Raw genomic sequence first — 18284 nt, forward strand, 5'->3', positions numbered from 1 at the left:
ATCAATAAGGAGAACGGGGACGACATGTCTGAATCCGTTAACTTGCCCGCCCTCGGTGAGAGTGTCACCGAAGGAACCGTCACCCGCTGGCTCAAGCAGGTAGGTGACCGGGTAGAGGTGGACGAGCCGCTGCTCGAAGTCTCCACCGACAAAGTAGACACTGAAATCCCCTCTCCCGTAGCTGGCGTGATTGAAGAAATCCTGGTCGCTGAAGATGAGACCGCCGAGGTAGGCGCACCCTTGGTGCGCATCGGCGACGGCTCCGGCGGCGGTTCCGCACCCGCCGAAGAAGCCCCTGCGCAGGAAGCACCGGCCCAGGAAGCAGCCGCACCGGCTGAGGCAGCTCCCGCACAGGAAGCACCGGCCCAGGAAGCTCCTGCCCAGCAGGCAGTGGCGGCCGGCGGCGAAAGCCACGACGTCACCCTGCCCGCGCTCGGCGAAAGCGTCACCGAAGGCACCGTCACCCGCTGGCTGAAGGCCGTAGGCGACTCCGTTGAGGTGGACGAGCCGCTGCTCGAGGTGTCCACTGACAAGGTGGATACCGAAATTCCGTCTCCGGTGGCAGGCACCCTGCAGGAAATCCGGGTCAACGAGGACGAAACCGCCGAGGTCGGCTCCGTGCTCGCCGTTATTGGCTCCGGCGCTCCCGCTGCTGCGGCCCCGGCTCCGGCTGCCGCACCCGCTCCGGCTGCCGCACCCGCTCCCGAGGCCCCCAAGCAGGAGGCGCCGAAGCAGGAGGCGCCGAAGCAGGAAGCCCCCAAGCAGGAAGCTCCTGCACCGGCTGCGGCTCCCGCCCCGGCTGCAGCACCCGCTGCACCCGCAGCCCAGGAGGCAGCCCCGGCCGGCGGTTCCGAGTCCGGCTACGTCACTCCCCTGGTCCGCAAGCTCGCCAACCAGCACGGCGTTGACGTCTCCTCGCTGTCCGGCACCGGCGTCGGCGGTCGCATCCGCAAGCAAGACGTCCTCGCCGCGGCAGAGGCAAAAGCCGCTCCCGCAGCAGCTCCGGCTGCAGCATCTGGCGCGTCCGCTCCGGCCGCTTCCGGTGCTGCTGCTTCCTCCCTGCGCGGCACCACCCAGAAGGCTCCGCGTATCCGCCAGGTCATCGCCCGCCGCATGCGCGAATCCCTTGAGGTCTCCACGCAGCTGACGCAGGTCCACGAGGTGGACATGACCAAGGTTGCCAAACTCCGCCTCAAGGCCAAGAACTCCTTCCAGGCCCAGAACGGCACCAAGCTGACGTTCCTGCCCTTCATCGCCAAGGCTGTGGCCGAGGCCCTCAAGCAACACCCGAAGCTCAACGCTGCGTACGACGAAGACAAGCAGGAAATCACGTACCACAACGCCGAGCACCTGGCGATCGCCGTCGACACCGACAAGGGCCTGCTGGTTCCGGTCATCGCCGACGCCGGCAACCTGAACCTTGCCGGCCTCGCCGGCAAGATTGCCGACGTCGCGTCCCGGACCCGCGACGGCAAGATCGGCCCGGACGAACTGTCCGGCGGCACGTTCAGCATCACCAACATCGGTTCCGTTGGTGCCCTGTTCGACACCCCGATTATCAACCAGCCGCAGGTGGGCATCCTGGGCACCGGCGCCATCGTCAAGCGGCCCGTCGTGGTTGCTGACGAGAATGGTGACGACTCGATCGCCATCCGGTCCATGATGTACCTGTCCCTGACGTACGACCACCGCTTGGTGGACGGTGCCGACGCCGGCCGCTTCCTCCAGACCTTGAAGGCACGCCTGGAAGAGGGCGCTTTCGAAGCCGACCTGGGGCTCTAGCCTCCACGGCAAATCCAACGACGGCGGTGCCGGCGCGGGTGGGAAACCATCCGTGCCGGCGGCGCCGTCGCGGTTTTAACCAACGCACCCGTTCCCGGAGCTGCCGTGGCGTGGCTTTGCTACGGGCCGTAGAACTGACTGGCTAAGCTGGTGCCATGACTATTCTCTTCAACATCCTGGTCTTCCTGCACGTCGTGGGAGCCGCCATGATCGTGGGCTACTGGATTGCCACGATGCGGACCCCCACCGTCCACCCCCGCCAGCGCGACGGCGCGTTCCTGCAGCTCCTTACCGGCATTGCCATGATGGGCATCCTGCCGTTCCTCCCGGACAAGGATCCCAACTACGCCAAGCTGGGCATCAAATTCGTCATTGCCATCGTCGTGGCAGTCCTGGCCGTCATCGGAACACGCAAGGTCAAGAATGGGCAGCCCGTCTCTACCGGCCTGGCCCACGGCGTGGGCGGCCTGGCACTGGCCAACGTGGCCATCGCCACCATCTGGCAGTAGCCCCGCACCAGCCGGCCCTACGCATCCGTCCGGTCATAATCCTCTGAGAGCGGACAACCCGTGCACCGGAAGGACGCGGTCCCTAGGATGGGAAACGGCGGGCCCGGCCGCGGGTGCCCGGCCCGGATTCGAACCGACGTTGAGGAGAGACATGGCGACAACACGCAACGCGCACACTGTATGGACCGGAAGCCTGACGGAGGGTTCGGGCAACACCACCCTGGACAGCTCCGGCCTGGGCACCTTCGATGTCACCTGGAAGGCGCGCACCGAGGCCGCCGGCGGAAAGACCAGCCCGGAAGAGCTGATCGCCGCCGCCCACTCGGCATGCTTCTCCATGGCGTTCAGCCACGAACTGAGCCAGGCCGGCTTCACGCCTGAGGAAGTCAACACCAAGTCCGAGGTCGGCTTCCAGCCGGGGACCGGCATCACGGGCAGCCACCTGACCTTGAATGCCCGCATCCCCGGCATTTCGGAGGAGGACTTCCAGCGGATCGCCGAGGCCGCGAAGAAGGGCTGCCCGGTCTCCCAGGCCCTCGCCGGGATCGAGATCACCCTGGATGCCACGCTTCAGGCCTAAGCCTTGCAGGCATAGAGCACCAAAAAGGCCCTGTCCCGCCGGATGTCCGGCGGAGCAGGGCCTTTTGGTTTACCCGGAAAAACCTAGGCAGACGTCCCCGCCTGGCCGGCCTGCCGGCGGGCGGGCAGCGGCGCAGGCTTCAGGCGGCGGTATCCGGAGCGGGCCGGCGGACGGTCGGTGGGCAGTTCCTGGATCATCTCCTTGAGCGCGCCGATGCCGTACTCAAGCTGGGGATCGCGGCCGGCGGCGTAGGCGTGCGGCGGGTAAGTCACTTCGATGTCCGGGTCCACGCCGTAGTTTTCAACGCTCCAGCCAACACCGCCGCCGAACCAGGTGGCGTACCGGGGCTGGGTGACTCCCGTGCCGTCGGCCAGGGAGAAGCGGTTGTCGATGCCCACCACGCCACCCCAGGTCCGCGTCCCGATCACCGGCCCGATCCCCCGCAGTTTGGAGACCTGGGTGATGATGTCACCGTCCGAGCCCGCGAATTCGTCGGCGAGGATGATCACCGGCCCGCGCGGAGCGTGGTGCGGATACGTCCGGGGCTTCTCCCCGCGCGGCATGCTCCAGCCGGTGACCTTGCGGCCGATCAGCTCAGCGACCAGCTGGGATGTGTGTCCGCCCCGGTTCCGGCGCACATCGACAATGAGTCCGTCCAGCGCGGTTTCGGTGTCCAGGTCCCGGTGCAGCTGGGCCCAGCCGTTGGCCATCATGTCCGGAATGTGGAGGTAGCCGAATGTTCCGTCCGAGGCCTCGCGCACGGTGCGCCGGTTGCCGGCGACCCATTCCTGGTACCGCAGCCGTTCCTCGTCCTTGACAGGCACGACGGCGACCCGCCGCTGGATGCCTGCAGCGCCGCCGTGTCCCGGGCCGTTGAGCAGGGTCAGCTCCACTGCGCGGCCGGCCGCACCCACCAGCTGCATGGCCGGGGTGACGGCCTGTGACAAGGGGACACCATCGATGGCAAGGAGGATGTCCCCTGCCTTGGCGCTGACACCCGGCCGGGTCAGCGGCGACGTGGCGAGCGGATCGGAGGACTCACCGGCCAGGATGCGGGTGATCTCCCAGCCCTGCGGTGTGTGGGTGAGGTCGGCGCCGAGGCGGCCCTGCCCGCGGCTGCCCCGCTCGGTCACTGCGGCCGGGCGCACGTAGGCGTGGGATGTGCCGAGTTCGCCGTGCAGCTCCCACAGCAGGTCAACCAGGTCATCGTGCGAGCCGAGGCGGTCCACCAGCGGACGGTACCGGGCGCGGATGGATTCCCAGTCCTGGCCGGCCATGTCTTCGGTCCAGAAGAAGTCGCGCTGCAGGCGCCAGGCTTCATCGAACGCCTGTCCCCAGACGCTAAGCGGGTCCAGCAGGACCCTGATCCTGCCCAGGTCCACTTTGACGGCTTTGCCGGATTCCTCATCCGCCTTGGCATCGGATGGAACGGCAGTGACCTGCTTGTCCGAGACCAGGACCACCTTGCTGCGGTCCCCGGACAGGCGGTAGCTGTCAACGGCGTCCACCAGCGTGGCTTGCTTGCGGCGGGCGACGTCGTAGCGGACCAGGCTGGGGCGGGCGTCCTTGTCCTCCTGGCTGGCCTTGCCGTCGCCGGTCACGCCGGCCAGGACGGAGTCGAGCCACAGGAGTCCGCCGTCCACGGCCTTCAGTGAGCTGTAGTTGCCCTGGGGTACGGGAACCCCGATGACGCGGTGCGCCAGGCCTTCCGGGTCGACGTGGACAGCTGCCGTGCTGTCCTGCTGCCCTTCACTTGCGTCCGCGCCGTTCTTTACGGTTTCGGGTGCGGTCTCCTCGCCGGCGGGATCCACCGACGGGCCAAAGGGCGACGGCGTGTCAGCCGCGAGTGCCACCAGGTAGGGCTTGATGGGGCTGGGGAAGGAAAGGTCGAACGAGTGCCCGTCGTAGACCGGATCGAAGCTGCGGTTGGACAGGAACGCCAGGAACTTGCCGTCAGGGGTGAACGACGGCGAGGCGTCGCGGAAACGGCCGTCAGTGACCTCCACGGGATCGGCATCGAGGCGGTCCACGGTGGCCAGGCGCAGGCGGCTGCGTGAGCCGAAGGACGTGACCGGTTCCGACCACGCCAGCCAGCGCGAGTCGGCGGACCAGGCCAGCTCGGAGATGCTGCCTTCGCCGATGCTGGCAACGCGCGTGAGGTTACCGGTTCGGGTGTCGGCCACGTGGACGTCGCCGAACGAGGTGCCCAGTGCTATCCACCGGCCGTCCGGGCTGGCTTCGAGCGAACTGGCCCGCGACGGCGTGGGGACGGTGATGCCGGTGGGCGCCGTGTCCTCCCTGTTTTCCGTGGCGGCCGTCGAGTCCTGCGGGGCGACGTCTGCCTGCTGGTCGTCGTCGGCGGGAACATGTTGGTTTCCGCCCGCAAGGACTGCGGCGCCGGAGGCCGGGACCGGTTGCGGCAGGTTGGGCGTTTCGGGGCCCTCCGTGCCCGTTTGTCCGGCGTCGGCGGAGTGGTCCGCCGTAGGTTCCTGGCCCGGTGCCGTCGCCTGCTGGGCACTGTGCGGGACAGGTGCGGCGATGTCCTTGATGTGCAGCGCCTCGACGCCGTCGTGGTCGGCGATGTAGGCGATGCGGCCGTCGCCCAGGGGCCGGGGCAGGCGCCCGCGGACACCCGGGGTTGCCTCGATGATGCGGGAGGGCCCGTCCTTGTGGCGCACCCAGTGGATGGTTCCGTGCGATTCGACGGCGCTGGCGGCTCCGGTGGTATCGGGTGCCACGGCGCCGAGGTGTTTTGCCGGGTCGAGGAGGGCCGGACGCCTGGTCTGCGAGGCAGAGCCCAGGGAGATCTCCAGCTTGACCGCCTCCGATTCGAGGTCACTCAAGACCCAAAGTTCACCGGCGGATTCGAAGATGACCCGTTTGCCGTCGGTGGCGGCGTGCCGGACGTAGAAGTCCTGGTGGTCGGTGTGCCGGCGCAGGTCCTGTCCGTTGGGCAGCACCGAGTAGAGGTTGCCGTAGCCCTCATGGTCGGAGAGGAAGGCGATCCGGCCACCCACCCACAGGGGGTCGGCGAGATTGCCGTCCAGGTCGGGCAGCAGCCGTTCGAATTCGCCGTTGCCGTCGTTGTCGATCCACAGCTTTCCGGCGGTACCGCCGCGGTACCGCTTCCACCATGCCGGTTCGCGGGACAGCACGGTCCCCAGCACCACCGGACGTTCGTCGCCCACCTCGGGGCCGAACGCAACCGATTCAACCGGGCCGTACGGCAGTTCCTGCGCCCACCCGCCGTCCAACGGGACACTGTAAGCGTACGTGTGCCGGCTTTCGGCCTGCCGGAATGCGCTGGTGACCACCACGGAACCGCCGGCGGTGAACCCCTTGACCCTGGTGCTGCTGTGCCCGAAGTAGGTGAGCTGCCGGTATCCGCCGCCGTCGACCTGTGCCGAGACAACCTCCGGCGCCGTGCCCTGCACCACCGTCCACACCAGCCGCTTGCCGTCCGGGGTGAACCGCGGGTTGCGGGCGGGTAATTGGAGGGACGAGACGCGCCAGGCCCGGCCGCCGTCCAGGGGCGCGATCCAGACGTCGTCCTCGGCCACGAAAGTGACCAGGTCGCCGTGCAGATGCGGGAAACGGAAGTAGCTCGAGGAAGTCATCGTTCGATCATAGTCAACCACCACCTGCCCCCGCGGGAGGTGCCGGAGCCGCGCTGGCGTGGTGAGATGGACCATGCACATCGTCATGGCCGGCGCCTCCGGGCTCATCGGCACCTCCATGTCCGCAGCCTTCCGCGACGCCGGCCACTCGGTGGTGACACTGGTCCGCCGACAACCTGCGGGCGCATCAGAGATCAGGTGGGATCCGGCGGCCGGCGTCCTGGACCCCGGCGCCCTTGCCGGCGCCGACGCCGTCGTCAACCTGGCCGGCGCCGGCATCGGCGACAAGCCCTGGACGCGGCGCAGGGTCGAGGAACTGTTCAGTTCGCGGCTGGCGCCCACCAGGACCCTGGTGCAGGCCATGGCGCAGCTTGAAACCCCGCCTGCCACCTTCATCAGCCAATCAGCGTCAGGCTATTACGGCGACGCCGGCAACACGGTCCTGCGCGAGGACGCACCTGCCGGTTCAGGCACGTTGGCACAGATCTGCATCGAGTGGGAACGCGAAGCCAACCTGGCGCCCGAGGGTGTTCGCGTCGTGACGCCCCGCACCGGGGTGGTGTTCAGCCGTTCCGGCGGAGCACTGGGCAAGCTGCTCCCCCTGTTGCGGCTGGGCGTGGGCGGCCCGTTCGGAAACGGCCGCCAGTTCTGGCCGTGGGTGACGCTTCCGGATGTCTCGGCCGCCTTCCTGTTCCTCCTCGAATCCCAGGTGGCGGGGCCGGTAAATGTCGCGGCCCCCGGGCAGGCGGACGTCAATGCGATCGTTGCGGCGCTGGCGCGCGCCCTGCACCGGCCTGCCGTGCTGCGGGTTCCGGCGCCCGTGCTGCGGACCGTGATGCCCGGGCTCGCTGAAGAGCTTCTGTTGTTCAGCCAGCGGATGGAGCCTGCAGTTTTGTCGGCTGCCGGCTTCCAGTGGCAGCACGGGAACCTTGACGCCGCAGCCCGCTGGGTGGTCGGGAAGGACAACGCCGGCTGACCAGGGGCACTGGTGCGGCAGCCCTGCCCGCGGGCGCGTCATCAGCCGCCCGGAAGGATGTTGCTGATCTTCCACCGGCCGTCCACGGACACCAGGACCAGCCTGAGCCGCTGCGCCGGGCTGGCCGGCCCTGTCGCCAGCACCTCGTTCTCCGGGCCCACGGCCTGGTAACCCGAGGAGGCGGAGGTCAAGCGCACGACGGCATGGTCCTGCGTCGACCCGGATTCGGGCGTGACCTCCGAGACCATCGTGGCGAAACCGTCGAGGCGCTGGCGGGAAGCACCCAATGGCCCGGCAATGTCCTGGTCCGCGGCCGCGGCGGGCGAACCGGGCGCGTTGACGGCGGACAGCAGATCCACGCTTCCGGTATTGAAGGCATGATCCCGCAGCGCGGCCAGCCCCCGAACAGCCACCGCAGGATCGGTAGCCGCAGCTTGCTGCCGGGCCTCGGCCAGCACATCGACGGGGCTACGCCCGGCGTCATGGCCTGGCGCGGCCGGTCCTTGCGGAACGCCGGCAGCGGACGGCATGCCCGGAGCGGAGTCGCCGAGCCACGGTCCTGCACCGGCGGAAGCGGCCAGCCACCACATCCCAGCCGCCGCCACGCCCACTGCCGGCAAGGCGAGCCGGGCCGGCAGCCGCGGAATATGCAGTGCCCGGACCCCTGCAGGGCCGGCCGCATGCTTCCCATGTGACGTTGCTTCGGCCTGGGGCGAAGGAAAGGGGCGGATCCGGGCCCGCGCTGCCGGGCCCGGCCATCGCAAGGTCGAGAGCCGCCGCCGCAGTCTCCGGAGTCTCGTGCCCAGCGCGGAACCCTTCGCTTCGGCGGGGATACTGCGGCGGGTGAGCAGCTCCGGAAGGACCGCGGGATGGACGGCACCCGAGAGGTCGAGAGGCAGTGCCTCCGCACTGCGGAAGACGGCAGTACCCAGCGCCATGGCAGTAGGCCGCAGCCGGCGGTCCTCGTTCAACCCTTGTTCGAGGGCTGCGGCAAGCTCCTTCGGGACACCGGGAACCAGCAAGGACAGCGGCGGCCGGTCGAGCGTGCGGCCGGGCGCTTCACCGGTCAGGCAAAACCAGCCAATCGCAGCCAGCGAGAACACATCGCGCCCTGGCTGAAGCCCCGCGCCTGCGGCATCAACAGGCGACGGGTCAACGAAGCCGCCGGTTCCAGCCGTCACTGCCCGGCCAGGATCGCCGAGCATCCGGGCCACACCGACGTCGGACAGCATCGGTTTCCCCTGCCCGGTGAACAGGATGTTCCCAGGCGCCACGTCCGAGTGCGTGAAGCCTTGGGCGTGCAGGTATCCCAGGGCCTGCGCAACGGGAGTCAGGACGGTGACGCTTTCTCCCACGCTGAGCCTGCCCCGGGATGCCACCAACTGCGCCAGCGAACCGCCAGCGGCGAAGTCCATGGTCAGGGCCGTCCCCGGCGCGGGCCCGGCGACGCGCACGGCATCGCGGGCCCTGATGAGGTGCGGGTGGTCCAAGACACTGAGGATGCGGATTTCCCTCCGCACTTCCTCCTCCGGCATGGCCTCGTCCCGGGCGCTGCCGTCCGGGGCACGGAAGCACTTCAGCGCAAAGTCCCTGCCCGTGTGCTGTTCCGTGGCCAGCCAGACATCCGCGCTGCCGCCACGGCCAAGCAGCCGGCCGACGTCGTAACCCGGGACCTCGGGAGCCTGTGCACCATCCATGCTCCATGTCTATCGGAATCCGGCGCGGGCTGCAGAAGTTATCCACAGGCATTGGCCGCTGCAGTCACATTGGGTGCCGCCGGTGAGCTTGGACACTAAACCGGGCCGGGACGGCTTCGGGGTCTAAGCTGGATTCCATGACTCTTGAGTTTTCACAGCTGGGTCTTGCCCCCGACTTCGTTGACTACATGGAAGGCTGGGAAGCCCAGCGCGAGCTCCATGACAAGGTTGTCGCCGGAGTTGCCCCCAGCACAGTCCTGCTCCTGGAGCACGCAGCCGTTTATACGGCCGGCAAGCTCACCGAGGATCACGAACGGCCGTTTGACGGCACCCCGGTCGTCGCGGTGGACCGCGGCGGCAAACTCACCTGGCACGGCCCCGGGCAACTGGTGGCCTACCCCATCTTGAAGCTGAAGAACCGTGCCGGCATCCGCGACTACGTGGAACGCCTCGAAGACATCATGATCACGGTCATGGCGGACTACGGCATTAAGGCGGAACGCATCAAGGGTCGCGCGGGCGTGTGGATCAAGGCGGACGCCAACGGTCCCGACCGCAAGATCGCCGCCATCGGCATCCGGGTCTTGAATGGCGTCACCATGCACGGCATCGCCATCAACTGCAGCAACGACCTCGCCCCCTACGGCCAGATCATTGCCTGCGGCATCACCGATGCAGGCGTGACCACCATGTCCTTGGAAACAGGACAGGACATCCGTCCGGCCCATATTGTGGACCGGTTCGTGGAGGAATTCCACAAGCACGAAGAAGCATTGGTTTCGAGCCCTGAAGGAGCTCTACTGTGACATTGGCACCTGAAGGCCGGAAGATGCTGCGGATCGAGCAGCGCAATGCTGCCGTTCCGGTGGAGCGGAAGCCGGAATGGATCAAGGCCAAGGTCCAGATGGGCCCGGAGTTCGTCGGGCTGAAGAACCTGGTCAAAAAAGAAGGCCTCCACACCGTCTGTGAAGAAGCCGGCTGCCCGAACATCTTCGAATGCTGGGAAGACAAGGAAGCGACCTTCCTGATCGGCGGGTCCGAATGCACCCGCCGCTGCGACTTCTGCCAGATCGACACCGGCAAACCCTCCCCCGTGGACATGTTCGAACCCACCAAAGTGGCCCGCTCCGTCCAGTCCATGCAACTGCGCTACGCCACCGTCACCGGCGTCGCCCGCGACGACCTCGAAGACGAAGGCGTCTGGCTCTACGCCGAAACCGTCCGCAAGATCCACGAACTGAACCCCGGCACCGGCGTTGAACTGCTCATCCCCGACTTCTCCGGCAACCCCGACCACATCAAAGCGATCTGCGACTCCGCCCCCGAAGTCTTCGCCCACAACGTCGAAACCGTGCCCCGGATCTTCAAACGCATCCGGCCCGCGTTCCGCTACGACCGCTCCCTGGACGTCATCACCCAGGGCCGCAACCTGGGCATGGTCACCAAATCCAACCTCATCCTGGGCATGGGCGAAACCCGCGAGGAAATCTCCGAAGCCCTCCGCGACCTCCACGAAGCCGGCTGCGACCTGATCACCATCACCCAATACCTCCGCCCCTCCGAACGCCACCTCCCCGTGGACCGCTGGGTCAAACCCCAGGAATTCGTCGACCTCCAGCACGAAGCCCAGGAAATCGGCTTCCTCGGCGTCATGTCCGGCCCCCTGGTCCGCTCCTCCTACCGCGCCGGCCGCCTCTGGGCCACCGCCATGCGCAAAAAAGGCCGCGACATCCCCGCCGAACTCGCCCACATCGCCGACAGCATCCAGGACTCCGGCACCACCCGCCAAGAAGCCAGCACCCTCCTGGGAGCACATTCCTGACGTGCCCCCGCACTGACTGGCCACAGAGCAGGACTCCGGAAGATTCCGGCGTCCGGCCCTGGCGTTTATGTCACGTAGAATTGAGGCACTATGGCTAAATCCCCTGACTCCAGCAACTCCACCCCGGCGGGCCCAAGCGCGGTGAAGCGCGGCCTGTTCACGCGCAAGCCGAAGGAAGCGAAGGCCAAGAAGCCCAGCAGGCTCAAGCAGATCGGCGAGGTCTTCACCATGACCCGCCGCCACGACCCCATGGTTCCGTGGCTGATGCTCCTGGTGTTCCTGGGCGTTGTGGCCGTGAGCTTCCTGGTGGGCTTCTGGCTGGATAACTGGATCACCGGCCTGATTATCGGTATTCCGCTGGGCCTGCTGGCGGCCACCTTCATTCTCTCCCGCCGCGCCGAACGCGCAGCGTTCGCACAAATCGAAAACCAGCCCGGTGCCTCCGGTGCCGCGTTGGGCACGCTGCGGCGTGGCTGGATCACCGAGGAACAGCCTGTGGCTGTCAACCCCCGCACGCAGGATGCCGTGTTCCGTGCGGTAGGCCGTCCCGGCGTCGTCCTTGTCAGTGAAGGCCCCACCCACCGCGTGAAGCCCCTGTTGGATGCCGAGCGCAAGCGCCTCGCACGGATCCTGCCCAACGTTCCGGTCCACACGATCCAGACCGGGCACGGCGAAGGCCAGGTCCCGCTCAGCCAGGTGGCCAAGAAGATGGGCAAGATGAAGAACGAACTGACCAAGCTGGAGGTCAGCACCGTGTCCAAGCGCATCGCATCCATGGGCACCCGGCTGCCGATCCCCAAGGGCATCGACCCGTACAAGGCCCGTCCCAACCGCGGACGCTAACTGGCCGAACGCCCCGGTACCGGCACAGCCGGCTGCCGGGGCGTTTTTCGTGCCGCCGAAACGGCGGCCAACCAATGACGGACCGCGCAACCTACCAACGACAGGAACACCACCATGCCGCTGAGGACCACCGTGATCCGGGCTTTCCGGATCCTCGCAATCGCCGAAGCCTGCAGCTGGGCAGCACTGCTGGCCGGGATGTACTTCAAATGGATCGCCGGAACCACCGAACTTGGCGTCCAGGTGGCCGGCCCGGTCCATGGCGCGCTGTTCATCGGCTACGGCTTGGCAGCGCTGGCGCTATGGCGCGTGCAGCGGTGGCCTTTCAGGGTGGCGGCGCTGGCAGGTTTCTCTGCGATCTTCCCGTTCGCGACCATCCTGTTCGAGCGCTGGGCCGGACGCCGCGGCTACCTTGGTGCGCCCATGCCGGAGAATACGCCGGGCACCCTCACGTCCAGCCGCACCTGACAAGCGCAGCGGCTACCGGCGGATCAGCAGCGTATTCATGGCCTTGTCATGAAGGCCGCGCTGGTCGGGGTCGAATATGACGGCGGGGATGACCAGGCAGAGCAGCACCGTCCTCACCAGGGCCGCGAGCGGTCCCGGGGCCCCGCCGCCTGGCTTCACCACGGCAATGCCCATGACCCGGTGGCCGATGCTGTAACCGAGGGTTCCCACCAGCAGGATCTGCTCGATGGCAAAGACCCCCAGCGTCGCCCAGGAGTCGCCAACGAAGGCGAAGTTGCTGATCAGCAGCGCAATGCCCCAGTCGATCATGATCGCGATGATCCTCCGCCCTGCCCGCGCGATGGAGCCGGGACCGGACTCCGGCAGGCCCAGCCGCTCCCCCGGATATTTGGAGACGCCGGAGGTGTCCGGTCCGCTGAGCCAGGAGCCAATGTCTTTGCGATCTACCACCGTCCAAGCCTACCGGCCCTGCGGCCGGCAGGGGCGCCCACAGTGTGGATGGGGTTGGACCACACTGTGGACGGGCGATAGCGTTTCCATAGCAGGGCATTCTGTAACCTGCCCGAAACAATGCGGACACGGACGGGAAATGCCTGATCCATAGGCTGTGAGAAGTTTCAAGCAAATCCCCACGGCAGGTGTACCAGCAGGGAAAACCTTGCGTTCTCCCTGCCTTTGGATTGCGCTGGACCACATGGCTTGCATGCCAGATATTTACATATGCGTTAGGAGCATAGATGTTCAAGACTGCGGACGAAGTCCTCAAGTTCATCAAGGACGAAGATGTAAAGTTCGTCGATATCCGCTTCACCGATCTTCCGGGCGTCCAGCAGCACTTCAACGTCCCCGCCAAGAGTGTTGACGCCGATTTCTTCGTCAACGGCCAGCTCTTCGACGGTTCCTCGATCCGCGGCTTCCAGGGCATCGCCGAATCTGACATGCAGCTGATCCCGGACGTGACCACCGCGTTCCTGGACACCTTCCGCATGGAGAAGACCCTCGCGCTGAACTTCTCGATCGTGAACCCGCGCACCGGCGACCCGTACCACCGTGACCCCCGCGGCGTGGCCGAGAAGGCAGAGGCCTACCTGGCCTCCACCGGCATCGCCGACACCGCGTTCTTCGCTCCCGAAGCCGAGTTCTTCGTGTTCGACAACGTCCAGTACCAGTCCTCCCCGCAGGGCAGCTTCTACAAGATCGACTCCGAGGAAGCCCACTGGAACACCGGCCGCGAGGAAGAGGGCGGCAACCTGGGCTACAAGACCCCGGTCAAGGGCGGTTACTTCCCGGTCTCCCCCACCGACAAGCAGGCAGACCTGCGCGATGCCATGTGCGTTGCCCTGGACGAAGCCGGCCTCGAGGTCGAGCGCAGCCACCACGAAGTCGGCTCCGCCGGACAGGCCGAGATCAACTACAAGTTCACCACCCTGACCCACGCGGCCGATGACCTGCAGAAGTTCAAGTACGTCATCAAGAACACCGCAGACGCCTGGGGCAAGTCCGTCACCTTCATGCCCAAGCCGGTCTTCGGCGACAACGGCTCGGGCATGCACTGCCACCAGTCGCTGTGGAACGGCGGCGAGCCGCTGTTCTACGACGAGAAGGGCTACGCCGGCCTGTCCGACACCGCCCGCTGGTACATCGGCGGCCTGCTCAAGCACGCCTCCGCCGTCCTGGCCTTCACCAACCCCACGGTGAACTCCTACCGCCGCCTGGTCAAGGGCTTCGAAGCACCGGTCAACATGGTCTACTCGCAGGGCAACCGCTCCGCCGGTATCCGTATCCCGATCACGGGCTCCAACCCCAAGGCCAAGCGCATTGAATTCCGCGCTCCGGACCCCTCTTCCAACCCGTACCTGGCCTTCGCAGCCCAGCTGATGGCCGGCATCGACGGCATCCGCAACCGCATTGAGCCGCCGGCTCCCATCGACAAGGACCTCTACGAGCTCCCGGCCGAGGAAGCCAAGGACATCCCGAAGGCTCCGGGCACGCTGGAGGAAGCCCTGGAGGCCCTGCGTGAGGACAACGAGTTCCTGCAGGCCGGCGGCGTGTTCACCCAGGACCTGATCGACACCTGGATCGAGTACAAGTACGAGAACGAGATCCGCCCGCTGTCGCTGCGCCCGAACCCCTACGAGTTCGAGCTCTACTACGGCGTCTAGCCGGCAGCCTGCCTGCCAGGCCTGCTGACCTAACGAAAAGGCGGCTACCGGAATTATCCGGTGGCCGCCTTTTCCGTCCCCGGGGTCGGAAGCCCGCGGGAACGGTGGGCAGAAGGTGGGGGCCCGGCTCCAGACGTGCTGAGACCGGGAGCCGGACCCCCTGACGAATGCCCCCCGAGACGAAGACTCAGTACAGCCTTCCCCCAACAAGGTTGAAGAACACCGCCAATCCACATGATCGGGCAAACGCTTGCTGAGCGCAATGCCGGTCCGGCGCGTTACGGCCGCGCCACGCAGCCGAAACTGTGGAACATGGTCCGTTGCGGCCCCGCGGATCCACCCAGGTACTGCCCGGCATCGACGAAACCGGCACGCCGGTAGGCGGACAGGCCCGCCAGGTTTGCCTCATTGACGGACAGCACGACGCCGGCCTCACCGCCTTGGTGCCGGGCGGTCAGCCGCCGGGCCGCATCCACGGCGGCCACGGCAGCGAGCGTCCCCAGCCCCTTGCCCTGATACCTGCGGTCAATAAGGAAACCGCGGAGCAGCCAGGCTGAATCGTCGTCGGGCCAACCGGCCAGCCTGGCGGCGCCCAGCTGGAGCGTCAGCACCCCGACGGCGGACCCGGAGGCCTCCACCACGTACGGGCGCCGGCTGTCTTCTTCCAGCCCTGCCAGTGCCATGCGCAGGGGGTCGCCGACGAAGCGCTCTTGGCCTGGCTGCAGCCCCAGGCCGGCAACAGCACCGAGCTGGATGGCGCGGGCGTCCGGGTCGAGGTCGCGCAGCGGGATGAGCCAGACCCAGCCCGGATCCTCACTGCCCATAGAAGACGCGTTCAAAGACCGCCCGGGCCCGCCGGCTCACCCTCAGGTAGTCCTCCTCGAGCGCTGCGGCGCGGCCCGGCTCGTAGCCGCACCAGCGCGCTACGGCTTCCAGGTCCCGCCGGGAGGATGGCAGGAGGTCCGACGCCTTGCCGCTCCAGATAACGTTGGCGGACCGGATCCGGCTTGCCAGCCTCCAGGCGTCGGCCAGGAGCACCGCGTCGGCGTCATCCAGCAGCCCCAGGCCGGCCGCTGCGGACAGGGCTTCCAGGGTAGAGGTGGTTCGCAGCTCCGGATGCTTCCCGGCGTGCTGGAGCTGCAGCAGCTGCACCAGCCACTCGACGTCGCTCAGGCCGCCGCGCCCCAGCTTCAGGTGCCGTGCGGGGTCGGCGCCGCGCGGCAGCCGCTCCGATTCCACCCTGGCCTTGATCCTCCGGATCTCCCGCACGTCCTGGTCGGATACCGATGCCGGATACCGGATGGGATCGATCAGGTCCAGGAAATCAGCGGCGAGGGCATCGTCGCCGGCCATCGGACGTGCCCGCAGCAGTGCTTGCGCCTCCCAAACAAGGGACCACCTGCGGTAGTACTCGGCGAAGGAGTCCAGGGAGCGCACCATGGCACCGTTCTTGCCCTCGGGCCGAAGGTCGGCATCCATCTGGAGCACGCGTTCGGCCATGATGGCCGGTTTCAGCGGCTGGGTGAGCAGGCTGGAGACCTTTGCCACGAGGCGGGTGGCCTGCTCCTGTGCCTCGGCCTCCGTGAAGCCCGGGAGTGCCCGGTGCACGTACATGACGTCGGCATCGGAGCCGTAACCGATCTCCCTGCCGCCCTGGCGGCCCATGGCGACCACCAGGACGGTGGTCTTCAGCGGGCCGCCGGCGGAAACGATCCCCTCGGCCACCCTGAGTGCGCCCAGGACGGCGGCACGGTCCGTGTCCGCCAGTGCCCTGCCCACCCGGTCCTGGTCAAGGAGGCCCGCCGAGTCGGCGATGGCAATGCGCAAGATCTCCCGGCGCCGGATCAGGCGGATCAGGCGCATGGCGCTCTCCGGGTCCGCGTGCCGGGACATTTTGGCGGTGATTTCATGCCACTGGGCTTCAAAGCCCACCGGCACCAGGTCCTTGTCTTGCCCGAGCCATGCCACGGACTCCGGCGAGACCTCCAGCAGGTCGGCGATCAGCCGGGAATTGGACAGCATGTGGCACAGCCGCTCGGCGGCGGCGTTGGAGTCCCGGAGCATGCCCAGGTACCAGTGCGTGGTACCCAGCGCCTCGCTGACGCGCCGGAACGCGAGGAGGCCGGCGTCGGGGTCGACCCCCTCAGCGAGCCAGTCCAGCAGGATGGGCAGCAGCTGCCGCTGGAGCGCCGCGCGGCGGCTGACTCCGGCCGTCAGCGCCTCGATGTGGCGCATCGCCCCTTGCGGGTCCCGGTAGCCGAGGGCGGCAAGGCGCCCCTGGGCGGCTTCCGGCGTCAGTTTTGCGTCTTCGGTGCTGAGCTTGGCTGCGGTGTTCAGCAGCGGCCGGTAGAAAATGCGTTCGTGCAGTTCCCGGACCGAACGTTTGGTCCGCTGCCACGCGGACAACAGTGCATCGGGTCCGGGGCGCTCGTTGGAGAACGGTCCCAGGACTGCCTTGGCCAGGGAGCGCAGGGCCGGTTCCGCCACGGGCATGAGGTGGGTACGGCGCAGCTGGAACAGCTGGATCCGGTGTTCCAGCAGGCGCAGGTACCGGTAGGCGTTGTCGAACGCGGCAGCGTCAGACCGGCCGATGTACCCTCCGGCGGACAATGCGGCGATCGCCGAGGTGGTGTCCCGTCGTCGTAATGACTCATCAGCCTTGCCGTGCACCAGCTGAAGCAGCTGGACGGTGAATTCGACGTCACGCAGGCCGCCACGGCCCAGCTTGATCTGCCGCTGTTCCTCCGCGGGCGGGATGTGTTCGGTCACCCTGCGCCGCATGGCCTGGACGGATTCAACGAAGCCTTCGCGCCCCGCCGAATTCCAGATCAGCGGTGCCACGGCTTCCTCGTACCGCCGGCCCAACGCGGCGTCGCCGGCCATGGCCCGTGCTTTCAGCAGCGCCTGGAATTCCCAGCTTTCAGCCCACCGGGCGTAGTACGTTTCGTGCGAGGCAAGGGTGCGCACCAGCGGACCGGATTTCCCTTCCGGACGGAGGTTCGCGTCCACCTCCCACAGCCCGGGCTCCCGGGCCACGGACGAGATGGCCCGCGAAATGCCGCTGGCCAGTGCGGTGCCGATGGTGTTGGCGTGCGCGTCGTCCAGGCTTCCGGCGTCCACCACGTAGATGACGTCGACGTCGGAGATGTAGTTAAGCTCGCGGGCTCCGCATTTGCCCATCCCGATGACGGCCAGGCCCACGTCCGCGACGTCGGCGGCACCGAACTGGCCGGCCGCCTCGGCGCGGGACACCGCGAGGGCGGCTTCGATGGCGGCGGCGGCGAGGTCCGCCAGTTCACGGCCCACCGACGGCAGAAAGTCCAGCGGATCGGCGGCGCAGAGGTCCTTGACGGCCAGGTCCACCAGACCGCGCCGGTACGCCGTGCGCAGGGCGGCATAGGCGTCGACGCCGGTCACGGCGGCGACGGGACGGGCGGCGCGCGGGTCTGCGCCCACTGACTGCAGGAGTGTGGCCCGCAGCCTGTCAGGATCGGCGGGCAGCGGTTCGGGACTGGCGCGGACCCAGAATGCGTCCAGGTGTTCGGGGTGCCGGATGAGGAACTCCCCCAGCGCCTCGGAGGCCCCCAGGACGCGGTACAGCGGTTCGCTGGCCTCCGGTTCGGCGGCTGCCAGGTCCCGGAGCTGCGGGTGCTTTTCGATCAGCCGGACCAAGGACTGCAGTGCAGTATCCGGGCTGGCCGCAAGCTGCAGTCCGGCGAAGAGCCTGTCCTGGTCCAGCCCCTCGAGTTCGCGCGCGGCCAGGAACCGTTCGCCCTTCTCCAGGTCGCTGAATCCGGCCGCGATGAGGCGGCGTGCCAGGCTCACGCC

At 67.6% G+C, this 18284-nt stretch carries 14 protein-coding genes; 9 read left to right on the plus strand and 5 right to left on the minus strand.

What is annotated here, in order from left to right; translation table 11 throughout:
- Positions 1–24: 24 nt before the first annotated feature.
- From sucB to ACX5I6_RS16875, 3 genes are all read left to right on the plus strand, one after another.
- Positions 25–1782, plus strand: a complete 1758-nt coding sequence (gene sucB / locus ACX5I6_RS16865) for a 2-oxoglutarate dehydrogenase, E2 component, dihydrolipoamide succinyltransferase (RefSeq protein WP_461841219.1) — start codon at positions 25–27, stop codon at positions 1780–1782.
- Between the two features lie 155 nt (positions 1783–1937).
- Entirely contained in the window at positions 1938–2291 is a 354-nt protein-coding gene (locus ACX5I6_RS16870) for a hypothetical protein (protein WP_461841220.1), read from the plus strand.
- 151 nt (positions 2292–2442) lie between these two features.
- Entirely contained in the window at positions 2443–2871 is a 429-nt protein-coding gene (locus tag ACX5I6_RS16875) for an OsmC family protein (protein ID WP_018761077.1), read from the plus strand.
- 83 nt (positions 2872–2954) lie between these two features.
- Here ACX5I6_RS16875 and ACX5I6_RS16880 read toward each other — a convergent pair whose 3' ends face one another.
- Positions 2955–6488 (minus strand): S41 family peptidase, encoded by a 3534-nt coding sequence (locus ACX5I6_RS16880; RefSeq protein WP_461841221.1) that lies wholly within the window; start codon positions 6486–6488, stop codon positions 2955–2957.
- Positions 6489–6561: 73 nt separating this feature from the next.
- Between ACX5I6_RS16880 and ACX5I6_RS16885 the strand changes: the two genes are divergently transcribed.
- Positions 6562–7464: a TIGR01777 family oxidoreductase gene (locus ACX5I6_RS16885; protein ID WP_109864056.1), complete on the plus strand. Its 903-nt coding sequence runs from the start codon at positions 6562–6564 to the stop codon at positions 7462–7464.
- Between the two features lie 41 nt (positions 7465–7505).
- Here ACX5I6_RS16885 and ACX5I6_RS16890 read toward each other — a convergent pair whose 3' ends face one another.
- Positions 7506–9161 carry a serine/threonine-protein kinase gene (locus ACX5I6_RS16890; protein WP_461841222.1) on the minus strand — a complete coding sequence of 552 codons (1656 nt, stop codon included), beginning with the start codon at positions 9159–9161 and terminating at the stop codon, positions 7506–7508.
- 137 nt (positions 9162–9298) lie between these two features.
- On the opposite strand from ACX5I6_RS16890, the gene lipB reads away from it, so the two are divergent.
- From lipB to ACX5I6_RS16910, 4 genes are all read left to right on the plus strand, one after another.
- A complete protein-coding gene (gene lipB, locus ACX5I6_RS16895; protein ID WP_018761073.1) occupies positions 9299–9967 on the plus strand; it encodes a lipoyl(octanoyl) transferase LipB in 669 nt (222 codons plus the stop codon).
- Complete coding sequence (lipA, locus tag ACX5I6_RS16900) at positions 9964–10983, plus strand: lipoyl synthase (RefSeq protein ID WP_461841223.1); 1020 nt, start codon at positions 9964–9966, stop codon at positions 10981–10983. The genes lipB and lipA overlap by 4 nt, the downstream gene beginning before the upstream one ends.
- 90 nt (positions 10984–11073) lie before the next feature.
- Positions 11074–11826, plus strand: a complete 753-nt coding sequence (locus tag ACX5I6_RS16905) for a DUF4191 domain-containing protein (protein ID WP_461841224.1) — start codon at positions 11074–11076, stop codon at positions 11824–11826.
- 114 nt (positions 11827–11940) lie between these two features.
- Entirely contained in the window at positions 11941–12294 is a 354-nt protein-coding gene (locus ACX5I6_RS16910) for a DUF3817 domain-containing protein (protein WP_461841225.1), read from the plus strand.
- Positions 12295–12306: 12 nt separating this feature from the next.
- On the opposite strand, the gene ACX5I6_RS16915 is transcribed toward ACX5I6_RS16910, so the two are convergent.
- Positions 12307–12744 carry an RDD family protein gene (locus ACX5I6_RS16915; protein WP_461841226.1) on the minus strand — a complete coding sequence of 146 codons (438 nt, stop codon included), beginning with the start codon at positions 12742–12744 and terminating at the stop codon, positions 12307–12309.
- A gap of 287 nt (positions 12745–13031) precedes the next feature.
- Here ACX5I6_RS16915 and glnA point away from each other — a divergent pair, with 287 nt between their 5' ends.
- Complete coding sequence (glnA, locus tag ACX5I6_RS16920; protein ID WP_018763577.1) at positions 13032–14456, plus strand: type I glutamate--ammonia ligase; 1425 nt, start codon at positions 13032–13034, stop codon at positions 14454–14456.
- A 278-nt stretch (positions 14457–14734) separates the two neighbouring features.
- Here the strand turns inward: glnA and ACX5I6_RS16925 are convergent, their stop codons facing one another.
- Together ACX5I6_RS16925 and ACX5I6_RS16930 are read right to left on the minus strand one after the other, a co-directional pair.
- Positions 14735–15280, minus strand: a complete 546-nt coding sequence (locus ACX5I6_RS16925) for a GNAT family N-acetyltransferase (protein ID WP_461841227.1) — start codon at positions 15278–15280, stop codon at positions 14735–14737.
- Positions 15270–18281 (minus strand): bifunctional [glutamine synthetase] adenylyltransferase/[glutamine synthetase]-adenylyl-L-tyrosine phosphorylase, encoded by a 3012-nt coding sequence (locus ACX5I6_RS16930; RefSeq protein ID WP_461841228.1) that lies wholly within the window; start codon positions 18279–18281, stop codon positions 15270–15272. The genes ACX5I6_RS16925 and ACX5I6_RS16930 overlap by 11 nt, the downstream gene beginning before the upstream one ends.
- Positions 18282–18284 lie beyond the last annotated feature (3 nt).

The sequence above is a fragment of the Arthrobacter sp. MMS24-T111 genome (assembly GCF_054888995.1).